Source organism: Haemophilus sputorum HK 2154, from assembly GCF_000287615.1.
In the GTDB taxonomy this organism is placed as follows: Bacteria; Pseudomonadota; Gammaproteobacteria; order Enterobacterales; family Pasteurellaceae; genus Haemophilus_A; species Haemophilus_A sputorum.
Genome location: NZ_ALJP01000020.1, coordinates 1 through 21,859, shown reverse-complemented (window position 1 = coordinate 21,859; position 21,859 = coordinate 1). Strand labels below are relative to the sequence as shown.

General features: G+C 40.8%; 17 protein-coding genes and 1 pseudogene. 3 read left to right on the top strand and 15 right to left on the bottom strand.

Annotation, left to right across the window (positions count from 1 at the left end):
- Positions 1 to 65: 65 nt before the first annotated feature.
- The 4 genes from recG to HMPREF1128_RS08665 all read right to left on the bottom strand — a co-directional run bounded on the left by recG (position 66) and on the right by HMPREF1128_RS08665 (position 4,956).
- Positions 66 to 2,147 carry an ATP-dependent DNA helicase RecG gene (gene recG, locus HMPREF1128_RS08680; protein WP_007526461.1) on the bottom strand — a complete coding sequence of 694 codons (2,082 nt, stop codon included), beginning with the start codon at positions 2,145 to 2,147 and terminating at the stop codon, positions 66 to 68.
- Between the two features lie 130 nt (positions 2,148 to 2,277).
- Positions 2,278 to 3,633: a PFL family protein gene (locus HMPREF1128_RS08675; protein WP_007526439.1), complete on the bottom strand. Its 1,356-nt coding sequence runs from the start codon at positions 3,631 to 3,633 to the stop codon at positions 2,278 to 2,280.
- A gap of 8 nt (positions 3,634 to 3,641) precedes the next feature.
- Positions 3,642 to 3,914, bottom strand: coding sequence for an ACT domain-containing protein (locus tag HMPREF1128_RS08670; RefSeq protein ID WP_007526438.1), 273 nt, complete (start codon positions 3,912 to 3,914; stop codon positions 3,642 to 3,644).
- Positions 3,915 to 4,053: 139 nt separating this feature from the next.
- Positions 4,054 to 4,956, bottom strand: a complete 903-nt coding sequence (locus HMPREF1128_RS08665; RefSeq protein WP_007526441.1) for a mechanosensitive ion channel family protein — start codon at positions 4,954 to 4,956, stop codon at positions 4,054 to 4,056.
- A 79-nt stretch (positions 4,957 to 5,035) separates the two neighbouring features.
- Between HMPREF1128_RS08665 and rluC the strand changes: the two genes are divergently transcribed.
- The gene (gene rluC / locus HMPREF1128_RS08660; RefSeq protein WP_007526483.1) at positions 5,036 to 5,998 is read left to right on the top strand and encodes a 23S rRNA pseudouridine(955/2504/2580) synthase RluC; all 963 of its coding nucleotides are present in this window, start codon (positions 5,036 to 5,038) and stop codon (positions 5,996 to 5,998) included.
- A 17-nt stretch (positions 5,999 to 6,015) separates the two neighbouring features.
- Positions 6,016 to 6,858, top strand: coding sequence for a dihydropteroate synthase (gene folP, locus HMPREF1128_RS08655; RefSeq protein WP_007526459.1), 843 nt, complete (start codon positions 6,016 to 6,018; stop codon positions 6,856 to 6,858).
- Between the two features lie 65 nt (positions 6,859 to 6,923).
- On the opposite strand, the gene HMPREF1128_RS08650 is transcribed toward folP, so the two are convergent.
- On the bottom strand, positions 6,924 to 7,475 hold the full coding sequence (locus HMPREF1128_RS08650; protein WP_007526470.1) for an NADPH-dependent FMN reductase: 552 nt from the start codon (positions 7,473 to 7,475) through the stop codon (positions 6,924 to 6,926).
- Between the two features lie 137 nt (positions 7,476 to 7,612).
- Between HMPREF1128_RS08650 and HMPREF1128_RS08645 the strand changes: the two genes are divergently transcribed.
- Positions 7,613 to 8,455 carry a patatin-like phospholipase family protein gene (locus HMPREF1128_RS08645; protein ID WP_007526451.1) on the top strand — a complete coding sequence of 281 codons (843 nt, stop codon included), beginning with the start codon at positions 7,613 to 7,615 and terminating at the stop codon, positions 8,453 to 8,455.
- Positions 8,456 to 8,524: 69 nt separating this feature from the next.
- Here HMPREF1128_RS08645 and HMPREF1128_RS10395 read toward each other — a convergent pair whose 3' ends face one another.
- The 10 genes and pseudogenes from HMPREF1128_RS10395 to HMPREF1128_RS08605 all read right to left on the bottom strand — a co-directional run bounded on the left by HMPREF1128_RS10395 (position 8,525) and on the right by HMPREF1128_RS08605 (position 21,836).
- Positions 8,525 to 8,962, bottom strand: coding sequence for a hypothetical protein (locus HMPREF1128_RS10395; RefSeq protein ID WP_007526447.1), 438 nt, complete (start codon positions 8,960 to 8,962; stop codon positions 8,525 to 8,527).
- Positions 8,963 to 8,964: 2 nt separating this feature from the next.
- A complete protein-coding gene (locus tag HMPREF1128_RS08635; protein ID WP_155819776.1) occupies positions 8,965 to 9,195 on the bottom strand; it encodes a DNA/RNA non-specific endonuclease in 231 nt (76 codons plus the stop codon).
- Positions 9,192 to 9,424 (bottom strand): annotated as a pseudogene (locus tag HMPREF1128_RS10390) (hypothetical protein). Before HMPREF1128_RS10390 ends, HMPREF1128_RS08635 begins: the two are co-directional and overlap by 4 nt.
- Positions 9,425 to 9,477: 53 nt before the next feature.
- On the bottom strand, positions 9,478 to 9,852 hold the full coding sequence (locus HMPREF1128_RS08630) for a DUF5376 family protein (protein ID WP_007526433.1): 375 nt from the start codon (positions 9,850 to 9,852) through the stop codon (positions 9,478 to 9,480).
- 2 nt (positions 9,853 to 9,854) lie between these two features.
- Positions 9,855 to 10,205, bottom strand: coding sequence for an EndoU domain-containing protein (locus tag HMPREF1128_RS08625; protein WP_007526445.1), 351 nt, complete (start codon positions 10,203 to 10,205; stop codon positions 9,855 to 9,857).
- Positions 10,206 to 10,219: 14 nt separating this feature from the next.
- A complete protein-coding gene (locus HMPREF1128_RS08620) occupies positions 10,220 to 10,612 on the bottom strand; it encodes a hypothetical protein (RefSeq protein ID WP_035530491.1) in 393 nt (130 codons plus the stop codon).
- Positions 10,613 to 10,621: 9 nt separating this feature from the next.
- Positions 10,622 to 18,967 (bottom strand): two-partner secretion domain-containing protein, encoded by an 8,346-nt coding sequence (locus tag HMPREF1128_RS08615; protein WP_007526435.1) that lies wholly within the window; start codon positions 18,965 to 18,967, stop codon positions 10,622 to 10,624.
- A 69-nt stretch (positions 18,968 to 19,036) separates the two neighbouring features.
- Positions 19,037 to 20,812: a ShlB/FhaC/HecB family hemolysin secretion/activation protein gene (locus HMPREF1128_RS08610; RefSeq protein ID WP_035530489.1), complete on the bottom strand. Its 1,776-nt coding sequence runs from the start codon at positions 20,810 to 20,812 to the stop codon at positions 19,037 to 19,039.
- A gap of 442 nt (positions 20,813 to 21,254) precedes the next feature.
- Positions 21,255 to 21,395, bottom strand: a complete 141-nt coding sequence (gene cdiI, locus HMPREF1128_RS10355; protein WP_225791651.1) for a ribonuclease toxin immunity protein CdiI — start codon at positions 21,393 to 21,395, stop codon at positions 21,255 to 21,257.
- A 132-nt stretch (positions 21,396 to 21,527) separates the two neighbouring features.
- Complete coding sequence (locus tag HMPREF1128_RS08605) at positions 21,528 to 21,836, bottom strand: helix-turn-helix domain-containing protein (RefSeq protein ID WP_007526478.1); 309 nt, start codon at positions 21,834 to 21,836, stop codon at positions 21,528 to 21,530.
- Positions 21,837 to 21,859 lie beyond the last annotated feature (23 nt).

Below are 21,859 nucleotides of genomic sequence, written 5' to 3'. Positions count from 1 at the left end.
CCTTCACTAAAGCAAAAGAGAAAAAAATTCCCCTCATCCAAAAAGTTGAAGCGGGGAAATCAACATTAAGCATTGGTATATTCTGCCCGATCGCCAAGCCAGCGTTTAATCAGTGCTTCTGCAAGCGGTGGATTTTCCACAATAATTTGCTTAGCGTAACGTTGCACCAGCGGAATCATTTTGCGATCCCGCATGAGATCAGCTACTTTAAATTCCGCCATGCCTGTTTGTTTCGTGCCAAGAATCTCGCCTGTGCCACGAATTTCTAAATCTTTTTCTGCGATATAAAAACCATCTTGGCTATCACGCATGACTTGCAAGCGTTTACTAGAAATTTTGCCCAACGGCGGTTTATACATCAACACGCAATGGGAAGCCGTTGCTCCTCGCCCAACACGCCCACGTAATTGGTGAAGCTGTGCCAATCCAAGGCGTTCTGAATTTTCAATAATCATCAAGCTTGCATTCGGCACATCTACGCCCACTTCAATCACGGTAGTTGCCACCAACAAATCTAAGTTAGCCGCTTTAAACTCCGCCATAATGGCTTGTTTTTCCTGCGGTTTCATTCGCCCGTGCACCAAACCAATCCGTAAATCAGGCAGCGCACGTTGCAAATCTTCGGCAATCGCTGCTGCCGCTTGCGCTTCGAGGACTTCTGATTCATCAATCAAAGTACAGACCCAATAAGCTTGGCGCTGTTCATTTTTGCACGCTTGATAAACGCGCTGTACCACTTCTCCCCGTCTATCTTCAGAAACGACTACTGTGGTAATCGGTGTACGCCCGGGTGGCAGTTCATCTATGATGGAAGTATCTAAATCGGCATAAACCGTCATCGCTAACGTGCGCGGAATCGGTGTCGCCGTCATAATCAGTTGATGCGGATAAATGTCTGCTTTGGCCCCCTTTTCACGCAATGTTAAACGTTGATGTACACCAAAGCGGTGCTGTTCATCAATAATAACGAGTGCCAAATCGTGAAATACGACGCTTTCTTGGAAAAGCGCATGAGTGCCGATAATCATCTGCACTTCGCCGTTTTTAATCGCTTCTAACTGAGCCGTACGGGCTTTGCCTTTAACCTTTCCAGCCAACCAACCCACCTCAATTCCAAACGGACGAAGCCAGTTCGCAAAATTATTCGCATGTTGTTCAGCAAGAATTTCTGTTGGCGCCATCAATGCCACTTGCTTGCCGTTATCAATCGCTAATAATGCAGCAAGGGCTGCGACTAACGTTTTTCCCGAACCTACATCGCCTTGCACTAATCGCATCATTGGAGAAGCTTGTGCAAGATCACGCTCAATATCTGCCACTACCCGTTGTTGCGCGCCTGTTGGAGCAAAAGGTAACGAGGCAAGAAAACGAGCTTTTAAATCCGTTTGATAATGTAACGCTTGCGCTTGTTGCTGTTTTGCACCCACGCGAAGTTGTTGCATAGCCAAGTTATGCGCCAACAGTTCTTCAAAAATAAGGCGTTTTTGTGCAGGATGCTCGCCTTTTTCCAATACTTCCGCAGAAATACTAGGTGGCGGTCGATGGAGTAACTGCAAAGCCTCTTTGAGGCTATATTGATGCGGGTTATATTGATCTGGCAATAATTCTGCAACTTTCACATTATTAAGCACAGCCAGCGCTTGTTCGGTCATTTTACGCAAAGAGGCTTGCTTGAGCCCTTCGGTTGTAGAATAAATTGGGGTTAGCGTTTCTGCTAAGGTAAGTGGCTGATTATTGCGTAAAACTTGATATTCAGGATGATGAATCTCCGCCATAAAACGCCCGCGTTTAACCTCACCAAACGCTTTCACGCGTGCGCCAACCACAAAGCTATTTTTCATTCCCGCGTTAAAATTAAAAAATTTCAGCATGATTTTGCTTGTGCCATCTGACAGCGTGACCGATAAAATCGGGCGTCGCCCAAACTGCACTTCCGCTAATTGAACAAAACCTTCGATGGTGGCAAAACTCTCTGCGTGCACATCCGCAATTGGTGTGATACGCGTGCGATCTTCATAGCGCATTGGCAAATGAAAGAGCAAATCTTGCACGTTATGAATGCCAATTCGCCCGAGTTTTTCTGCAATAGCCGCACCGACGCCGGATAACGCAGTTAATGGCACGCCATCTAAAAGTTGTTCGCTCATGGTAAAAATACTTTAAAAATTGACCGCTTGTGAGAAAGAAAAACGGGAAGAAAGAAGCTGGAGAACCTTTAAACTCCGCATTTCAATCTTCCCTTGCACCCTTTTGTTAAAGGCGCTTTTTAGAATGAAATTAGTTTTTCATTGATTGTACTGGCGCAGGAATGCGTCCGCCACGGTTGACGAAGACTTCACAAGAGCCTGCTTTAACCGGCATAATCGGGGCATAACCAAGTAAGCCACCGAATTCCACGCTTTCGCCAACCGTTTTACCGGTGACGGGAATAATACGCACTGCGGTAGTTTTACTGTTAATCATACCGATAGCCGCTTCATCAGCAATAATGCCTGAAATGGTATGCGCTGGAGTATCGCCCGGTACGGCAATCATATCTAGCCCGACTGAACAAACCGCTGTCATCGCTTCTAATTTATCTAATGTTAAAATGCCACTTTCAGCTGCTGCGATCATCCCCTCATCTTCTGACACAGGAATAAAGGCACCACTTAATCCCCCCACTGCACTAGATGCCATCATGCCACCTTTTTTCACCGCATCATTTAACAATGCTAATGCCGCTGTTGTGCCATGCGTGCCACAGACGGTTAAGCCCATAGCTTCTAAAATACGAGCCACAGAATCGCCTACCGCTGGGGTTGGTGCGAGGGATAAATCTAAAATACCGAATGGAATGTTCAACATTTTTGAGGCTTCTTGCCCAATTAACTCGCCGACACGGGTAATTTTAAAAGCCGTTTTTTTCACAACTTCCGCCACTTCTGTAAGCGTAGTCGCTTTAGAATTTTCTAATGCTTCTTTAACCACACCCGGGCCTGAAACCCCAACGTTAATCACAGCATCGGCTTCGCCTGAACCATGGAATGCGCCAGCCATAAATGGGTTATCTTCCACAGCATTACAGAACACAACCAATTTCGCACAGCCAAAACCTTCTGGGGTCATTTCAGCCGTTTTCTTGATGGTTTCGCCTGCTAATTTCACTGCATCCATATTGATGCCCGCACGGGTTGAACCAATGTTGATTGAGCTACACACGATATCGGTGGTTTTCATCGCTTCTGGAATGGAGCGAATTAATACTTCATCTGCTGGCGACATCCCTTTTTGAACAAGCGCGGAAAATCCCCCAATGAAAGAAACGCCAATCGCTTTGGCTGCGCGATCTAATGTTTGCGCGATGGAAACATAAGAATCCGCTTTCGTTGCCGCTGCAATTTGCGCAATCGGTGTCACTGAAATACGTTGGTTCACAATAGGCACACCATATTTTGCAGAAAGCGTTTTAGCGGTTTCGACTAAATCACGTCCAATATGGGTAATTTTGCGATAAATATTTTCGTTAAGTTCGTTAATGTCGCTGCTAATACAGTCGTGTAAATCAATACCAATCGTGATGGTGCGCACGTCAAAGTTTTGATCCGCTACCATGCGAATGGTTTCTAGGATTTCATTAGATTGAATACTCATCCTCCCCCCTAAATACGGTGCATCGCTTTGAAAATCGCTTCATTTTGTAAACGAATATCTAGCGCAAGGCGTTTGCTCTCTTCACTAAAAAATGCGGCTAATTCTGGGAATGATTTCGGACATTTTGCGGTATCGACCAAAATAATCATGGTGAAATAGTTTTCCATCAGCTGCTGGCTGATGTTTAGAATGTTAATGTTATTTTCTGCTAAGATCTTTGCAACATCATAAACAATCCCAACACGATCTTGCCCGATCACTGTAATTACCGAATGACTCATTTCACTTTCCTCTTTTCAAATTAAAATCATTGGAGCAAGTATAGCATATTCCCCCCAATCACTTGCCAACAAAAAGGGCTTAGCACGATTGCTAAGCCCTTTACAAGCGGTGATTTTTAATCAATCTTTTGCAAATACATTAAACTTTTTCTGAATTGCCCACTAAATTCACATCTAATTGATTAAACGGAATCACGATGCCCGCTTCATCAAAGGCTAATTTCACCTGCTCTAAAATCCGGCCCAACGTTGGACTATAATCTTGAGTATTTACCCACGCTTGCGCGCTCAATTTCACGCTGCTTGCTGCTAATTCAGAAACCACAACGTTAATTGCTGGCGTTTTAAGTATCGCGCTATCGCTAGCTAAAATTTGCTCAATAATTTGTTTTGCTTGGCGCAAATCACTGTCATAACTAATATCAAATAAGAAATTCAAGCGACGAGTAGGGTTGATTGAATAATTCACAATGTTGCCAGAGAACACGGTGCTGTTAGGAATCAGCACAGTTTTATTATCGGCTGTCCGCAATTCCAACACTAAAATCCCCATTTGCTCAACTGTTCCTATCATACCGCCTGTTTCAATTTGATCGCCTTTTCTAAATGGTTTGAAAATCAACAACATCACGCCAGCCGCAAAGTTTTGCAGAGAGTTCTGTAATGAAAGCCCGACTGCTAAACCAGCCGCACCAATCAATGCTACAAGGGAGCTAGTGTTAATCCCTAGCTGTGAAAGGCTGGCAATCACGACCATCAATAACAGTAAAAAGTAACTGATCGATGATACGAAGCTTTGAATCATCTCATCTTTGGTGGAAGCTAATGCCGCTTTGCCAAGCAATTTGCTGATTGCTCGTGCTAAAAATTTACCGATGATAAAAATCGCAATCGCTAGCAAGAATTTGGTACCGTAAGGAATGACCCATTCATGTAAGACGCCTTCCCAGCTCATTTTGCTAACATTATCAATAATTTTGCCTGTTTCAGCCACTACGTTAATATTTTCGACCGCTTTTTCTGCAGTTTCCGCTTTGCTCATAGATTCTCCTGATCTAATTCCCCTTTAATTAGGGCTTTATGTTAAAATTCGGGCAATATTTTTACCCAATAGCAATGTAATGACAACTGAAAAAATAATTAGTGCAAGTGTTCAGTTCCTGGATATTTCAGAAGATGAGGCTGGACAGCGATTAGATAACTTTCTTTTAGCTAAACTTAAAGGCGTACCGAAAAGCCTCATTTACCGCATTGTGCGTAAAGGCGAAGTGCGCGTGAACAAAGGGCGCGTTAAGCCTGAATACAAATTACAAGCGCAAGATGTGGTGCGCGTTCCACCTGTACGCGTAGCCGAAAAAAATGAAGCGCCAATTTCAACCAAGCTCAGCAAAGTTGCTGAATTAGAACAGCAAATTTTGTATGAAGATGAAGTGCTATTAGTGATTAACAAACCGTCTGGCATTGCCGTACACGGTGGCAGTGGACTGAATTTTGGTGTGATTGAAGCCTTGCGTGCGCTCCGTCCACAAGCACGCTTTTTAGAGCTAGTGCACCGTATCGACCGCGATACTTCGGGCATTTTGCTGGTTGCCAAAAAACGCTCAGCGCTGCGCCATTTACACGAACAATTACGTGAAAAAACGGTACAGAAAGATTATTTAGCTTTAGTGCGTGGGCAATGGCAATCGCATGTTAAAGCGATTAAAGCACCGTTACTTAAAAATGAATTAGCCAGTGGCGAACGCATTGTGAAAGTCAGCGAAGCGGGGAAACCCTCTGAAACACGCTTCCAAATTGAAGAACGCTACGGTCAAGAAGCCACTTTAGTGAAAGCCTCACCCGTTACGGGGCGAACACACCAAATTCGTGTGCATACGCAATATGCGGGTCATCCTATTGCCTGTGATGACAAATATGGCGAAGCGGAATTTGATGCTAAAATGCAAACACTTGGGCTTAACCGCTTATTCTTACATGCTTATTCCATTCGCTTTACGCACCCTAAAACAGGCGAAGAAATGGTTATTACCGCACCGCTTGATAAAACCTTAAAAGGCGTATTAGCAAAACTTCGTCAAAATTAGACCGCTTGTGAGGTATTATGGAAATTCATTTTAAAAATCAGCAGCAACAACCGCGTTTGCTCGATTTGCGCCAAGTGCAAATTATGGGCATTTTAAATTTTACGCCTGATTCTTTCTCCGATTCAGGAAAATTTTTCTCGCTAGATAAAGCATTAGTGCAAGTAGAAAAAATGCTCAACGATGGCGCTTATATTATTGACATTGGGGGCGAATCTACCCGCCCTAATGCACCAATTGTGAGCGAGGCAGAAGAGCTTGATCGCGTTATTCCGTTGATTGAAGCGGTACGCCAACGCTTTGATTGTTTGATTTCTGTAGATAGCTCTAAACCTGTAGTGTTTCGAGAGGCCGCGCGTGCAGGGGTTGATATGCTCAACGATATTCGCGCGCTGACAGAATCTCAGGCGCTAGAAACCGCAGCAGAATTGGCATTACCTGTCTGCTTAATGCATATGCAAGGCACACCACAAACGATGCAGCAAGCACCGCATTATGATGATTTGTTAGATGATGTAGCAGATTTCCTCAATCAACGCATTTTTGCTTGCTTACAAGCAGGGATTGAACAATCGCATATTATTTTAGATCCCGGTTTTGGCTTTGGCAAAACAGTAGAACACAATTTCGCGTTATTAAAACATTTAAATGCTTTTGTGGCTTCAGGCTTTCCAGTTCTTGCTGGGCTTTCGCGTAAATCAATGATTGGGGCAGTTACTAATCAGCCTGTTGAAAAACGCTTAGTTGGCTCTGTGGCAGGTGCATTATTAGCCGCTCAAAATGGCGCTAAAATTTTGCGTGTGCATGATGTGGAAGCAACCGCTGATGCTCTTAAAGTCTGGCAAGCGATGCAAGCAGCTTAATCTCAGCTGATAAATAAGCAAAAGGCACAGAATCACTATTCTGTGCCTTTGTTTTATGAGTTGAATTAGAAACGATTCACAAATGCCGCATAACTTTCAATAAAGCCTGCTAACATGTTTTTGACTGGTTCTGAAACAATTTCGCCATTTTCCCCAACAACACCATTAAAAACGCCTCCTACATTCGCAGCAAAAGGCGCGGTTGGCATATTCACAAATGAACCTGAACACACAGTACGAAGCTGATCTGCTGCACGCACACCACCAGCTGCACCCGCACCAATAGAAACAATACCTGCTGGTTTACCAATCCATAAACTTTGTCCCATCGGACGTGAGCCAATATCAATCGCATTTTTAATCATAGCTGAAAAGCTTGCATTATGTTCTGGCGTAATCAATAACACCGCATCGCTTGCAGCAATTTCTGCACGGAAACGTTGATAAGAGGCAATCTCTTGGTTATCTGAATCACGATCATAAAGTGGCAAATCTGCAATCTGAACAAAATTAAAGGTTAGCCCTGCTGGCGCAACTTTTGCTAAATGATGTGCCACAATTTGGCTAATCGAAGTTTGGCTACCACTACCTACTAATACTGCGATTTTCTTGGTCATAAAGAATTCCTTATTAAAATGAAATGTTTTTTAAATTATATAAATTTCAAAAAGATAAACAATAACGCATTTGGAAACAGTTTATTTCTAAAATCGAAAGATTCCACTTATAATCTTCTCCAAACCTAGGAGGCAACATGAAAATCGGTTTAGTTTTGGAAGGTGGCGCAATGCGTGGTATGTTCACCGCAGGCGTACTCGATGTGCTGTTAGATGAACAAATTGCCGTTGATGGCGCAGTCACCGTTTCTGCTGGCGCATTATTTGGGATTAACTATCCAGCTAAACAGCGTGGGCGTGTATTACGCTACAACTTAAAATATTTGCATGATAAGCGTTATATGGGCTGGCATAGTCTGTTTACCACCGGCAATGTGGTCAATAAAGCATTCGCCTTTTATGAACTGCCATTTACGCTCGACCCGTTTGATCAAGCAACCTTTACTGCTTCACAAATTGACTTTTGGGTAACCCTGACGAACATTGAAAGTGGTGAACCAGAATATGTAAAAATTACCGATGCATTTGCCCAAATGGAAGCATTACGTGCAACGTCTGCTATGCCCATGGTTTCTCGTGTGGTAGAAATTGAAGGTAAAAAATATTTAGACGGGGGCATTTCCGATAGTATTCCCCTAGATAAAGCAATGGCGCTCGGTTATGACAAAATTATTGTGATTTTGACCCGTCCGCTCGATTATCGTAAAAAGCCAAGCAATAACTGGCTATTTAAATTGTTCTACCGCAACTATCCAAAACTGATTGAGCGTTGGGCAAATCGTTATGCTGAATATAATCAAGCGGTTGAAAAAGTGATTGAAATGGAAAAAGCAGGAAAGATCTTTGTGATTCGCCCTTCTGAAAGTTTAGATATCAGCCGTTTGGAAAAAGACTTGGCTAAAGTACAGGCAATGTATGATTTAGGAGTGAAAGATGGGCAAGCAGCCCTTTCTAAATTAAAAGATTATTTAGCCAAGTAACAAAGTGGGGTCAATTTTTTAAGAGGTTTAAAAACTCTTTAAAAATTGACTGCACTTTTAGTATAAAGTTTAACTATTTTGTTGTTCCTTCTTCGCTTTTACTCGCTCTTCCCAAATCTCTCTAGGAATCCCATATTCCTTTATCTCATTTTCTTCAAGATCACTAACTCCTCGAAGATAGAGCATTGGCCAGCTATCTTCATCTGGAACATAGGCAAATTTAATATTAAATTCCATATTATCAAATAGGGAAAACTTATATTGAGTCCATTCTTGAGATAAGGTTGCTCTCAATTGTTTCATTAAATTTATAATTTCACCTTCAATTTCATCAGGTCTTTGACCTAATGGGAAGTAATGAATATCACCATTCGCAACAACCCATTCAGCTCCACCAGAATAATGCTCAGGATATATAGAACCAATAAAATCAATCCTTACGGCTTCGTCAGGCATTATTGACCACAATAACTCCCCAATTTTTTGGTAAATTTCTTGTTCTTTCATTTTTAATTTCCTGTTGGCGTATTTTTAATAAATTCTTTAGGTAAAACCCTACCATCTACAGCATAAGAGATTTCAAAAGAATCAGGTCTTTTACTACCGCCAGAATAAATAGGTTTTATATTGACTTCAACCCGCTTCCCTTCATTTAAAAGATTTTTCCATTGCGTCTCTAGTTTATACCATTTTCCTTTAGCCACATGAAGTAAATCATTTAACGTGTGGTCTGGCTTCAATCTTTCAATGATTTTTCTTTTTTCTGTCGTTGTTTTTGACGGTCGAGCGCCTCCAACTCCTTTAGATAAGCGATCTCCGCTCAAGCCAAGGCGAGCTCTCGTTGTAACTTTTTAAACGCTTTAGGTGAAAAGTCTGTAGTTTCTGGAGTTTAGCCACCTCACGGATACCATAACCCTGTTCGGTGACGAGTTTGATAATTTTCAAACGAAATTGATAAGAGTAGGACATAATCTGCACCTCAAATTAGGTGTCCAGGTTTTGGGGTGCAGATCACTTTTAACTTAAAATTCTAACCGATGTGTTAAGCCTTCTTCGGGTTCTTGACTTCGGAAAATTAGCCATAACCTCAACACATCAATCATTATTCCACGAGGCAACGTAAGATAAAGTGATTCCTCTTCTTGGGCAAAGAGGAAATAAAAATTCACTTGATCGTTCATCACCTCAACACCCCAAGAATTAGAGGAAATATCTGCTTCTTGAATCCTCTCATCTGTTAAGATCGACAATGAATAATCTAAAAAAGAGAAATAATTCGGACCACCCATTGGATCATTTAAATAGCCGGTTAATGGATTTAGTTGATGATTTTCCTCTAAATGGCAAGTTGGAATAATTTGCCCTTTATGCTGAATATACGTAAAAATAAGTTTCATCTTTACTCCTGCTCAGCACTTGGAAAAGCCGTGACGACAGGATAGGTATAACCTTCTATACGCACACCTGAATTTGAAATACCTGCCCACATGCCCTCAGCCTTACGAATAGGATCTAAATCATCTACTTGATTCATATAAGCAGAATTAATTTCAACTTTAATACGATCTGCCGTCCACGTTTGGGGAAACATCAAGGTCTCCCCGTTATTGTTAGTTTTAGCAATATATTTATTGGTTTCACTATCAAAAGCTGAAATTTGTGCAAGATATACGCCATTTGGATAAGTGTATAATATCCGATCAGCACGTATATTGCCTAAGGCGGAATGTCCACCAATCATGACTGTCATAAAATACCTCTAATCTAAACTGAAAAATAAACTTCATTACTTATATTGGGTTCAGATAGTAAGAAGTCATACCAATTAGATAAAATGGTCTTAAATTGGTCAAACTCAAGATAATCATCAGGATATTCTTCATCACCCCAATAAATAGTTACTTTATCTAACGAGATTAGCGCACCTAAAGTTTGCCCCCACATATCATATTCAGGAATTTCTTTTTTAGATATTTTATCAATCTCTTCAAGACCATTTTTTATCCACTTTTGCAAATGACCTACACCTAATCCCTCATCATCAATCAAAAAATTAACTATATTTAAAGCCTCATCTACATTTAACATTGAGCAACCAGGTCTCAAAACCCCATCTTTCCATGTAGACGATATATACCAATAAAATTTAAAATCCATAATTAGTTCCTATTTCATGAGTGGGTAAACTGTTACTTTAGGTTCCTTATAACCTGTTACTTTAACACCACTAGGTGTAGTTGATTCCCACATAACCTTTCCATTTTGAGGGTTAATATATTCATTTCGATTTTTATACGCCATATCGACTTCATATTTTACTCTATCAGCTGACCAGCTATCAGGGAACATCGTTGAATTTTTAGTGAGAACCTTTCCATTTTCCGGATTCGTATATTGAATTTTTGCTTCATATACGCCTGCTGAATTTGGACTACCTTTTGAAATCACATGAACATTTCCATTCGCAATACTATGTCCACCGACCAATTTGCCTCTTTTAGAGACCTCAACATTTAATATATGCCCATCAAAATCAATTGGCGCAGTGACCTTATGAACATTTTTAGTTGCTTGTTCGTTGATATAATGATCTTTTTGGCGATTAGAAATCTTTTCATTCAACCCTTTATTTCGATTTACTCCTAGATTAACTACATCCATCACCCTTTCTTCATGCTTAACAACATTCTTCGCTAAGTTTGTCGCTGTTTTCGTTAGCTTAATTCCAACTTTAGCCAAACCCGCACCACCGGCAAGTATTCCCACCGTCTCTTGCAGTAATTGACCAGTCTCTAAACCAGCCTTGAAAGCCCCTTCTGCACCCGCTTTCTCATACTCAACAATCATCTTATCAATTCTATTCGCATAGGATTGTTTCATTGCTTCAGTAAAATTGCCTTCTTGAATTAAGGTCTTAATCGCATTCAGTGAGTCAATCGGATGCACCGCAATCTCAGCAATGCCTTTCGCTGTTTCAAAAAGCCCCACAGGAATTGACGCCACAAGCCCGGCACCATAAGCAGTATCTTGTCCCGAACTCACTAATTCCCAATAAACTCCTGTTTTTAGTTCACAGCGCAAGCTACCATTACATGCCGCAAACTCCTCATCTCTTTGCTTTTCCTGCCACCCGGAAAGGTAATTGTTTGTTACCGTATTTTCCGCAATCTGTGCATTAATTGCCGTATTGCCAATGATTTCAACACCTTCTGATTTTCCGTTCATTAAAGCACCGGCAATACCGCCTGCAAGACTTGCCATACTAATTACATCCGCCTTTTCATCCGGCGTTAAATCAGCTTCCGATTTACCATAAAGTATAGAGGCAATTTGTGGTGCCAATAATTCAGCCCCTGCTGCACTTATCGCACCATGTGCTGCTCTTCCTCCATTGACTTGAGCCTCAATCGCTCCCCATACGGCATGTGCAAGTGCATTAGTTACTTTATCATGCGTATTATCCGCAATCAGTTTATTCACCGTTGGCGATAAAGTGGCGACAGTTGTGGCTGAAGCTCCTTGCCCTGAAAGTACACCGGTAAAGAGGGCTGTAACGGTATCTATAGCTCGGCGATTTCCTCCGCCATACCCCCATTCACCTACTTCTCGCTTAGCTTCTCTTAACCGATATTCAAGGAAATCCAACTCTTCCTTACTTGCATTATTAGCCTGAGCTTTATCATATTCTGCCTTTGCACGTCGTTCAGTAATTTCTGCTTCATTTAATTTATTTGACGTATAAGTATCCACAGCCGATTTCACATTACCAATAGCTGTCGAAATCTGTTGTTGCTCTTGGAGTTGCGCTTTTACATCCTTCGTCTGTGCAACTTGATTGTTAGCTTGGGCAAGGTCTGTATTGATGCCTAACTCTTTTGCTGTCGTGATAGTCGGGCTCGTATCTTTATTCAAGATAATCGTCCCTTCCGTCAATGTCGCTCTGGTAACCGAACTGTCACTGTCTCGCTCAAACATCGGCAAGCCCGGGCTTATACCGCCACTACGTTGACTGTCTAGTTTGGTACTATTTTCTGTATTTGGTTTAACCGCTCTGCCCGTTTCGTTATCCACCCATTTTTCTTTTGACTCTTTTAAGCTTCCACTAATACTTGCGCTCGCTGCACTGCTGCTCGATTCATTTTGAATATCTTCAAAGGTCAGCTTGTTTGTGGCTAATTTGCTATTTGTTGGGTTAGTGCTGGCAATCGCGCCCCCTTTTAAGTGAACGCTATCCGCATTGATATGATACCCCCCGTCTTCAGCAAAAATTCCGGCTTGTTCATTCACTTGTTTACGGTGAGTTGTACCTTTGGAAGCATTACCATAACCACTCAAGCTCCAGTTGTTACCAAAACCAAATTCCCCTTCTAAACCGCCTCCGCTTGATTTGGTTTTAAAGCGTTCTTCGTCTTGTAAACTTTCAATGTTGAGCTTACCACCCACATTGGCGTTAACAGTGTTACCTTTGACTTGACTCCCCAGCAGGTTGGTATCCCCTTGGCTGTTTAAAGTCACGGTTTGTGCCTCTAAGTGGCTCGCTTGGTAAGTTTTGCTTTCACCATCTTCCTTGCCACTGCTTCCGCCTACTCGTGCATAAACACCTACACCGGTTTGAGCACCTACTGTTGCAGCCATCCCTACTTCAACACCGACACTTTGATTACGCCCTTTAAATTGAGTGTGGCTTTCACCAGCTTTGATATTTAACTCATTGCCAGTTAAGGTAATTTTGCTATCTTTAATTCTCTTGCCTTCTTCATCTCGGGACGTGAGATCGGTATGCGTTAAATTGATATTCCCTAATTGGCGTTCACCTTTTTCATTTAAACTGCCATCACCTCGCGCAATAAGATTAATTTCTTTCGCATTTATGCGGCTACCTTGGCTAATATCCCCCAAGCTCTCTTGGCTTTGACGACTATGTGCCACACCGCTACCCGATTCAACACGAAGTAAATAGGTGTTAGATTTCGGGTCTTTTGTCGCCATCTTACTGATGGAGTTATATAAGTTATAACCCTGTGCAGCTACACTCATTACATTCGCTGCTTTCAAGCGGTCAGATGCTTTGTCATTTTTTACCGCCCCTTCAATCGTGTTAATTAAATCGATGATTGGCGATTTTACACGACTAAATTGACCTATTTTTAAATCACTCTCACTATAGCTATTCTCTTGGTGATTAATTGCATTATTGATAGTGATATTTTGAGCATTAATATCGACCTTCTCTTTGGCTAAAACTTCACTTGCTGTTTGCAGGTAATCTTTACCCGCATACACATCAACCGTGCTATTGAGACTTGCAAGTTGACTACCTTGATGTGTTACCTGCTCACCATCCTGATTCATTCGTGTGCGGTTATAACCAAAGAAACGTTCAGTATCTGAGATAGCCGCCTCTCCTACACTATGCCCTTTGCGCATCTGAGTGCTTCTATCCGTTGTTTCTGCTGTCAGTAATTTCACATCGCCATTATTAGCTTTCAGGATATTTTTGTCATTAGAGACAAATATCGTTCCTTTTAGAGTAATATCACCGTTTTTGGCAATTGTAGTGCTCTTACCACCAATAGAAATCTCGGTACCAACCTCTTGGCGAAGGCTGGTATCCCCATTTTCTCGCTGTGTATGTACCCCTGCCACATATTTCGCTAAACCATCTACCCCAACGCCTCGTTGTCTAGATGAAGCATGTTGCGATTGCTCATGTACTGCCACACCAAAATCGACATTATTTTTTGCGATAAATTGTGCATCGCCTTCTGCACTTATGCTACCACCTTTAGTGCGAATATCGCCCTCTCTAGCATGGATGCTCACATTGCCGCCAACTTCAAGTGAAGTTGTTTGCGCTACTGTTTTTTGATTGTATTTGTGTGATTCACTACGATTGTGATTAGCATAAGGTTGTACACCGCGCACCATAGATTCTATGGAATCAGAAACTGCATCAGATGCCCCCATAGCCTTACCCACAATACTATTTGTAGCACCTTGGGCTTCTTTCTGACGATAGTTTTCTCTTGCTCGTGTAACTGGATCATACACAAAGCCCACTCCAAAACCTGTCGATTTTTGTTCCTGGTGATATTCACTGTCATGCTGTTCATTCATCGCATTTAAATGAACATTTTTACCCGTAATCGACATATCTTTACCAGAAGCTAAGCGTGAAGCATCTATATCTACATCCTGTTGAGCATAAATAGATAAATTGCCATCTTTTGCAACTAATTCACTACCATTTACACTTTCATTGTAACTTGAGCCATTATTGTTTAACTTGTCTCGTTGGTAACCAATTCGCATTGCGCCACCTTTTCCTGAAGCATCCAATCCAGACTTCTTAAATGAATAAGAATCTTGAACTTCTCTCTTATCAAGGCTTGCTGTCACTCTGACTTGATTACCCTGTAAATGAATATTCTCTTCAGCCTGAATGTCAGATCCTTTTACAGAAACATTTGATGTTTGAGAAAGTATTTCAACATTTTTACCTTGTAATTTACTACCTTCAGCTAAATCATAATCATGATGATGTCGACGCTCCTCGGTCTCTTTGGTTAATAAACCTTTAGATTTTTGCTTATTACGGGTATCTAGATGTTCAATATTGCGCCCTTCTTCAATGAGAACATCACCTTTAGAGGAAACCATCACCTTACCATCTTCGCTACTAACCTTAGCTTGACGAAGTGTCGTCTTCTCTTGTCCAATTAAACGTACACCGTCTTTACCCTCAATAACTGAACCTACTTCATTTTCTTGATCTAAGTGATAATGATGGTTATCACTAAAGTCATAGTGTTCTTTACTGCTTTGCTTCTCTGTCGTTACCAAAAGCTTACCTTTGGCATTTACATCAACTGTACCTGCCGATTTCACATTTGCTGCTTTCAGTGTAATATCGCCGCCACTTTTAATAGTTATTTCACCGCCTTTACCTGTCACCGTCACCTCGCTTTGACGATCGACAAGCTTATTGTCCGTTTCTGTTCGACCTAATTGGCTTTGTGTTTCTGTTGTGGTTGCACCAAGCTCTACGGATTTTCCACCGTATAAAGACACACTATCCGTCGCCACAATCTTGCCACCAAGGTTCACTAATTTTTGCTTAGCATTAAGGTTGACATTATTAGCAAAAACCAGACCTTTGTTCTCTAAATCTTGACCGTATAAATTTACTAGGTTTGCAGCAAGTACCGTCCCTTCATTGGTCATATTAGTTACCGAACCTACAATGCTATCCCCCGAAATCACAGAGCCTGTTGGGGTAACTCGAGTACGATTAGTGGCTAAGTAAATTTTTGGCGTTAATACATTGAGTTTTTTACCACTTGGCAAGGTAATTTCTTGATTTACCATCCACACTAAATCAGTGGTCAGCTCTGCCATTTGTTCTTTGGTTAAGCCAACACCCGGCACTAAATTAAATTGTTTAGCATAACGTATACCATTGTTCATCAAACCTTTATATTGCTCTAAAGCATTTTGATATCCATCAAGATAACGACGACCGGTTAACTGGTTAATTTGTTCATTAACTAAACGCAACTCATAAAAACCATCCCCCAAACGTTTCAGCATATTATTTGGATCGTAGCGTAGAGCATTGAACATATAATCCGAACTCAACCATTTTTGCTTATTCGCAAAACGTGGGTCGGTTTCAATCACATAGCCTTTTGGTGCATTAGGATTCACATTATAAAGCGAGGATTTATCTAGCGATTGTGTCAGACGATTTAACACCACATCCCCCACATCACCTTTATTCGCTACACCATTATTGGTAAATTCAGGGGACACATTTTCTTTATAAGCAAATACCCCTAAATCCTTCACACTTTCATTTTGTTTATAATAAATACTGGTATCACTTTTAGTGGTATCGTAATGATCTACACATCCTACGTACTTAATTTTTTTAGCACACGCTCGCCCTTTATAAAACGCAGTTACACGGCCTGCATCCGTTACAATAGTACGACCTTTCAACTCTTTCTGATTTAATTGCCCATCCGCAATTTGAATCACACCACCAGCAATCACCTTACTGTCTTGGTTATCCACATGTGCATCATTAAAATCAATACCACCCCCACTTAAAATCTTACCTTCCTGGTATTTTGGTTTAAGTACCACGGTTTCATTCACTGTGCGGGTATAATCATATTGATGCCAGTTATTACTTTCGATTTTGCCGTCTGGTGAAAAAATATGATAAAGATTTTTTACTTTTTTGTTCAAACCACCACGGCTACTCTTATCATCTTGTTTTACTTTATAAACCCCAGAGTCTTTACCATAAATAGTCGAATCATTTCCAATTCGATACTCAAAAACTGGCGTAGACGAGGTATCCACATTTTCTGTTTCAAAGAAAAAGTGTTTATTCTCTACTGCCCCTGTATTAAAGGTAATCGCTTTGCTTTTCGCACTATCGTAAAGGTTTAACGCTTCAATCACACCATTGTAGTTGTGAACATACGCTGACTTACCTGTAGCCTGGTTGTTTTCATCCAACGCTTTACCCACATAAATCTTACCCATACTTAAAAGGGTACTTTCATTGCGGTTTAAAACTTTATCCACACCCACATCCAAACGCTCACGAGCCGCAATTACAGCAGATTTGTCACCTTCCTCAAGGTTATTTAAACTCTCTCCCTGTAAAGCCACATGGTCACCATAAATACGACCGGTACCTAAGTTATTGATGGTTACTGCTTTTGCGACAGTCAATGCACCATCAATTAAACCGCGGTTAGTCAAGGTGTTTGTGTTAATGCGTGTTTCATTACCGCTAATTTCAGCATCTTTAGTGTTATCCACATTAGCTGCTTTAACATCAGCCTTATTGCCTACACGTAATTGGCTATTATTTTTAAAGTCCCCTTGGGTTTTAAAATCTAAATTACCACCAACTTGGAAGGCATTATTTAACGTTAAACTGTCTTGTAAACGAACCGTTAAATCCCCTTTAGTTTTGATATCACCTTCATTGGCTAAAGTCTTCGCTTTTAACTCAATTGATTTACCCGCTTCAATCTCACCTTGTTTGTTATCAATAGTTTGAGCAACATCTAGTTGGGTATGCTCATCACTGTAGATGCCCCCTTGTTGGTTGGAAAGATTTTCAGCTGTAATCGCCACTTGAGCACCACGGATACCTTGTTCCGTTTTGCTGCCAGCTTTCGTCCCTTGGTTATCTACATGTTTCGCTTTAATGGTCGCTTTCTCTGTTGCAACAATTAAAGAGCCTTTATCCGATTGCTTGCGGTTATCCACGCTATTTGCGTTAAGCTGGACTTGTTTACCGGCAATAACACCCTGTTTGTTATCAATGTTTTGACCATTAAGTTGTGTCTGAGCTTTAGCATAAACGGTGCCACGGTTCTCAATATTCTTTTTCGCATTGAGTTGAGCATTTTCGCTACCACCAATAAAGCCTTCATTCACAATCTTACCTTGGCTGTCAACTTTCACGCTTCCCGCAGATGCACCAATGTGCCCCGCATTGCGCACACCAAGACCTTGGCCGTTATCCACTAAATGGATTTTTTCAGCATACATCCCACCCAATTGACTCACATCCACACTGTAGCTTTGGTTTTCGTCTTGGGTATCAGAAGTGCGGTCAGTGTTGTCGGTGTTTTTATCCCCCACGTACACAACCGAATCATTGGTACGGTCAACGTTGTTTTTACCTGTGGTAACTTTAATGCCATTTTTCGACCAAACACCACCATTGATTTCCGCTTTATCAGCGATAATATCAGTGTAATCAGATTGACTATTATCCATCCCTTTTTGGCCAATAGTCACCTTACCGCCTTTTACGCGATAGCCTTTTAATTGACCATTCTCAACTTCTGCTTTGCCGGTGGTGAGTGTTGTACGCCCAGCATTAATCACACCACAGCCATCACATTGGATACCACTTGGGTTGGCAATAACGACATCTGCTTTTTTACCCGCCACTTCTACATAACCTTTTAAACGGCTTGGATTAGCTGAATTTACCTCGTTAAGAATGACTTTCGCTTCACCGCGAGCAAGATTCGGGTTACCTTGCACCCAACCCGCCATTTGCGTTTGCGCTGCTTTACGAGCATTGTTTAACACTGCCCCTTTCTCAGTTACATCAAATTGCGAATATTGGTTACGTGATACTCCGCCTTTACTTGGTGCCTGAATATTAACTTGAGGCAAGCCATTAGCTGTTTGGAGCACAGTTGGTTGTTGATTACCTGGCGCTGATTTATCAGCACGAATTGCCATATCTTCTGCATGCACAGAAGGTGATAAAAAGACGAAGCCCAATGCTAACATTAAGCTGAAATGAATAGGTTTAAGTGAAAGTGTACTTGAAAGCAGCTCTGTTTTTTCTTGTTCTGGACTCACATTTTCACTTTGTGCTTTACCTTGAGATTTTGCCAGCTCAGATACCACGACAAGCTGATTTAATACGCGACTAAAAATCACTTTATAATGACGTTTATTCATTTTCTAATTTCCTTCAAGTTTTAAATTCTATTTGGTTTTAATCAATTTATTCATCTAAAAGCATGAGCATTAAAAACGGTAGCTCACATTAAATCCGGTTGTCACATGACTGGTTCTAAATCCTTCCGGCTTTTTAATCGGGGTACCCACAAAATAATCGTAGTTAATGCCCCATAGCTTGCCACGAAGTCCAATTGCGCCCCCCATTAAACTATCACCAATTTGAAGCTCTTCTTGGCTAGAACGCACTTTACCTCGGTCAATCCCTAAATAAAACTCATGCCCCTTATTCGCAATATTCCAACCTAATTCATTTCTCCACAACCAACCTTTTTCACCGGAAAGTGATAGCTCGCCATCAAATCCTCGTACGGTATAACGACCCCCAATACTAAATTTATCTTGTTGTGTTAAAGGTGTGCCATTCCATTGTCCACTCCAACTGGTGTTAAAGCGGAAAGGCTGATTGCCGATAGTGAAAGGATAGGTAAAATCAACGCCTGCAGTAAAAATCTGCATGCGGGAAGTCCCTTCACTAAACTCTTCTTCCGGAGCTGGTAAGGATTTATTCCCACCCGTACCTCGTTTATAGTTCGCAAACAGTTGTAACACTGTTTCACCAATGTATTGAGTGTGATTAAGTCCCACTTCCCAACCTGCTGTACGACGGCGCTGCACTTCAATTTCGGTGTCATTGATGTAGTTATGCGATTTTTTCGTCCATAAAGCGGCATTCACATAGGTTTTATGAAGACTTCCACGAGATAATAAGCGACTTAAATTCGCTTTCATTTGTTGGCTTTCACCTGAATAGGTGTAAGACTCAAACGCGCCCGCTACCGTTTGGTGATAAGAATATTTTGAACCGGAAAGAGTTAAGAGATAGTTCTTCCAAGGAATAGAATAATAGAGACTAATGTTTTTGCTGCCATAATCTCCTTCCGCATCATCGCTATCACGTTTAAAGCTACGTGTGCCACTGATATAGAACATATCATTAAGTGTTAGCACGTTATCCCAAGAAAACGTGGCTGAACCTTGTAAACGACCAGTAGACTTACTGCCTGAGTCATCTAAGCCTAAGGTTAAATGGAAAGGTAAGCTTTGCTTATAAGTAATCACCACATCTGTTTCACCGACTGCATCTGTTGGCACAAGCTCCATATTCGCATCAGCACTCGGTACACGTTTTAAGTTTTCTAAACCTTGTTCAATATTGCGAATATTTAATATATCCCCCTGCGCCATTGGCATGGCAAACCATAAGGTACCACGGGTGGCAAACGGAATTGCACTTTGGTCTTGTAATTGAATGCGACCCACTTTACCTGGAATCACGGTGAGTACAAGCATACCTGAACGCAAATCCTGTGGCTCCACCACCACGCGCGTGGTGACATAACCAAAATCAATTAAACGATTTTGAATACGACGAAGTAATACGTTAATCCCCTCTGAGCCAATACAAGCAGGCAGCGCAAAATCACGCTCAGCATAAACTGACTTTAATGCCCAAGAGAATTGGCTTGGTTGGATTAATTTAAGAGAAGACGCTGATGAATTTTCTTCTTCAGCTTGATAATCGGTCAGCACCAATTGATTGATAGGAAAACATTGTGCTTCATTTTGTGGAAAGCCAAGTGAGGCTTCTTTTTCACCCTCCAAGCGTACATTCGCGGATTGCGTTTGCTGCGCTAAAATAGCCGCATCTTGTTCCGCTTGTTGTTTTTGTTGCTGGGCATTGATTTGTTTTTCTACATTTGCATTTGGTGAGCTAGGTGCTGCCAAAGTCAAAGACGAAATAAATAATAAACTAGAAAGAAAAGAGCGTGATAAGTTCTTCATTATACTGCAGAGATTAAGTTATTGATAAATTTGCGATATGATATCAAAAGCTGTTTTAAAATTCTATAAACTAATATTCTCAATACAAAAGTGCAGTCAGTTTTTAAAATATTTTAAAACTCTTTAAAAATTGACCGCACTTTATGGCTAGATATCTAAAATTGTATGCTACCAAAATATCAACTCCTGGGGTAACAAAAACACCACTAAATAATTAATTTATCTTTCATCATTTGCCCTAAATAAAAACAAAATAATAGAAAGATAAATACTATAGAAAAAAATCAAACACTTTAAACATATTAACTTTGCTAAAGTTAAAATTAAACTTTGAGAATACATATAAATACGTCATAGCTAATAAAAACATCGTCATTTTAAATATCTTAAAAAGATCTGTCTTATTCATTTCTAAACTCCTGTTCACTTAATCCTCGATAATTTATCTCTTTTTAGCAAAATCTAGCATATAGGCTATTAATTCTCTATATTTGTTATCAGGATGTATTTCTAGAAATCTTTCACAAGCTTTTTCTGTATATTCTAGATTTTCCTGTTCTGTTACATACCCCTTAGTATTCATACATTCATCAATGATTTTTGTATCTTTTACCATTTATTTGATAGTTTTGTGGATAGTAGTATAGATTTATATCACCATACTTTCCTCCACAAGAAACAAGATCTTTCCATCTTTGTTTTGAGTTTGTATGTCCTAGTAGTTCTTTTTTTGATACCCTGCAATTAATGGGTATTCTTTTCCCTTAAACGCTTTAGGTGAAAAGTCTGTAGTTTCTGGAATTTCAATGTCTTTCTTTTTCATCTTTGGCTTCACTATTTTCGGTGTTTGAAGGTTCGTATAAGGCGATTTTACGCCATCAAGCCCTCTTTCCCGAAATGCTTTTAGCCAATAAATAACGAGAGCATGGGAAATTTTATGAAGTTTAGCCACCTCACGGATACCATAATCTTGTTCGGTGACGAGTTTGATAATTTTCAAACGAAATTGATAAGAGTAGGACATAATCTGCACCTCAAATTAGGTGT

What these genes read in the sequence shown, in the direction of transcription:
- HMPREF1128_RS08610 (WP_035530489.1), bottom strand. Translation starts at nt 20,812, where the DNA reads ATGAAGAACTTATCACGCTCTTTTCTTTCTAGTTTATTATTTATTTCG.
- cdiI (WP_225791651.1), bottom strand. Translation starts at nt 21,395, where the DNA reads ATGAATACTAAGGGGTATGTAACAGAACAGGAAAATCTAGAATATACA.
- HMPREF1128_RS10395 (WP_007526447.1), bottom strand. Translation starts at nt 8,962, where the DNA reads ATGAAAGAACAAGAAATTTACCAAAAAATTGGGGAGTTATTGTGGTCA.
- rluC (WP_007526483.1), top strand. Translation starts at nt 5,036, where the DNA reads ATGACAACTGAAAAAATAATTAGTGCAAGTGTTCAGTTCCTGGATATT.
- HMPREF1128_RS08615 (WP_007526435.1), bottom strand. Translation starts at nt 18,967, where the DNA reads ATGAATAAACGTCATTATAAAGTGATTTTTAGTCGCGTATTAAATCAG.
- folP (WP_007526459.1), top strand. Translation starts at nt 6,016, where the DNA reads ATGGAAATTCATTTTAAAAATCAGCAGCAACAACCGCGTTTGCTCGAT.
- HMPREF1128_RS08645 (WP_007526451.1), top strand. Translation starts at nt 7,613, where the DNA reads ATGAAAATCGGTTTAGTTTTGGAAGGTGGCGCAATGCGTGGTATGTTC.
- HMPREF1128_RS08675 (WP_007526439.1), bottom strand. Translation starts at nt 3,633, where the DNA reads ATGAGTATTCAATCTAATGAAATCCTAGAAACCATTCGCATGGTAGCG.
- HMPREF1128_RS08630 (WP_007526433.1), bottom strand. Translation starts at nt 9,852, where the DNA reads ATGAAACTTATTTTTACGTATATTCAGCATAAAGGGCAAATTATTCCA.
- HMPREF1128_RS08650 (WP_007526470.1), bottom strand. Translation starts at nt 7,475, where the DNA reads ATGACCAAGAAAATCGCAGTATTAGTAGGTAGTGGTAGCCAAACTTCG.
- HMPREF1128_RS08665 (WP_007526441.1), bottom strand. Translation starts at nt 4,956, where the DNA reads ATGAGCAAAGCGGAAACTGCAGAAAAAGCGGTCGAAAATATTAACGTA.
- HMPREF1128_RS08605 (WP_007526478.1), bottom strand. Translation starts at nt 21,836, where the DNA reads ATGTCCTACTCTTATCAATTTCGTTTGAAAATTATCAAACTCGTCACC.
- HMPREF1128_RS08670 (WP_007526438.1), bottom strand. Translation starts at nt 3,914, where the DNA reads ATGAGTCATTCGGTAATTACAGTGATCGGGCAAGATCGTGTTGGGATT.
- HMPREF1128_RS08620 (WP_035530491.1), bottom strand. Translation starts at nt 10,612, where the DNA reads ATGGATTTTAAATTTTATTGGTATATATCGTCTACATGGAAAGATGGG.
- recG (WP_007526461.1), bottom strand. Translation starts at nt 2,147, where the DNA reads ATGAGCGAACAACTTTTAGATGGCGTGCCATTAACTGCGTTATCCGGC.
- HMPREF1128_RS08625 (WP_007526445.1), bottom strand. Translation starts at nt 10,205, where the DNA reads ATGACAGTCATGATTGGTGGACATTCCGCCTTAGGCAATATACGTGCT.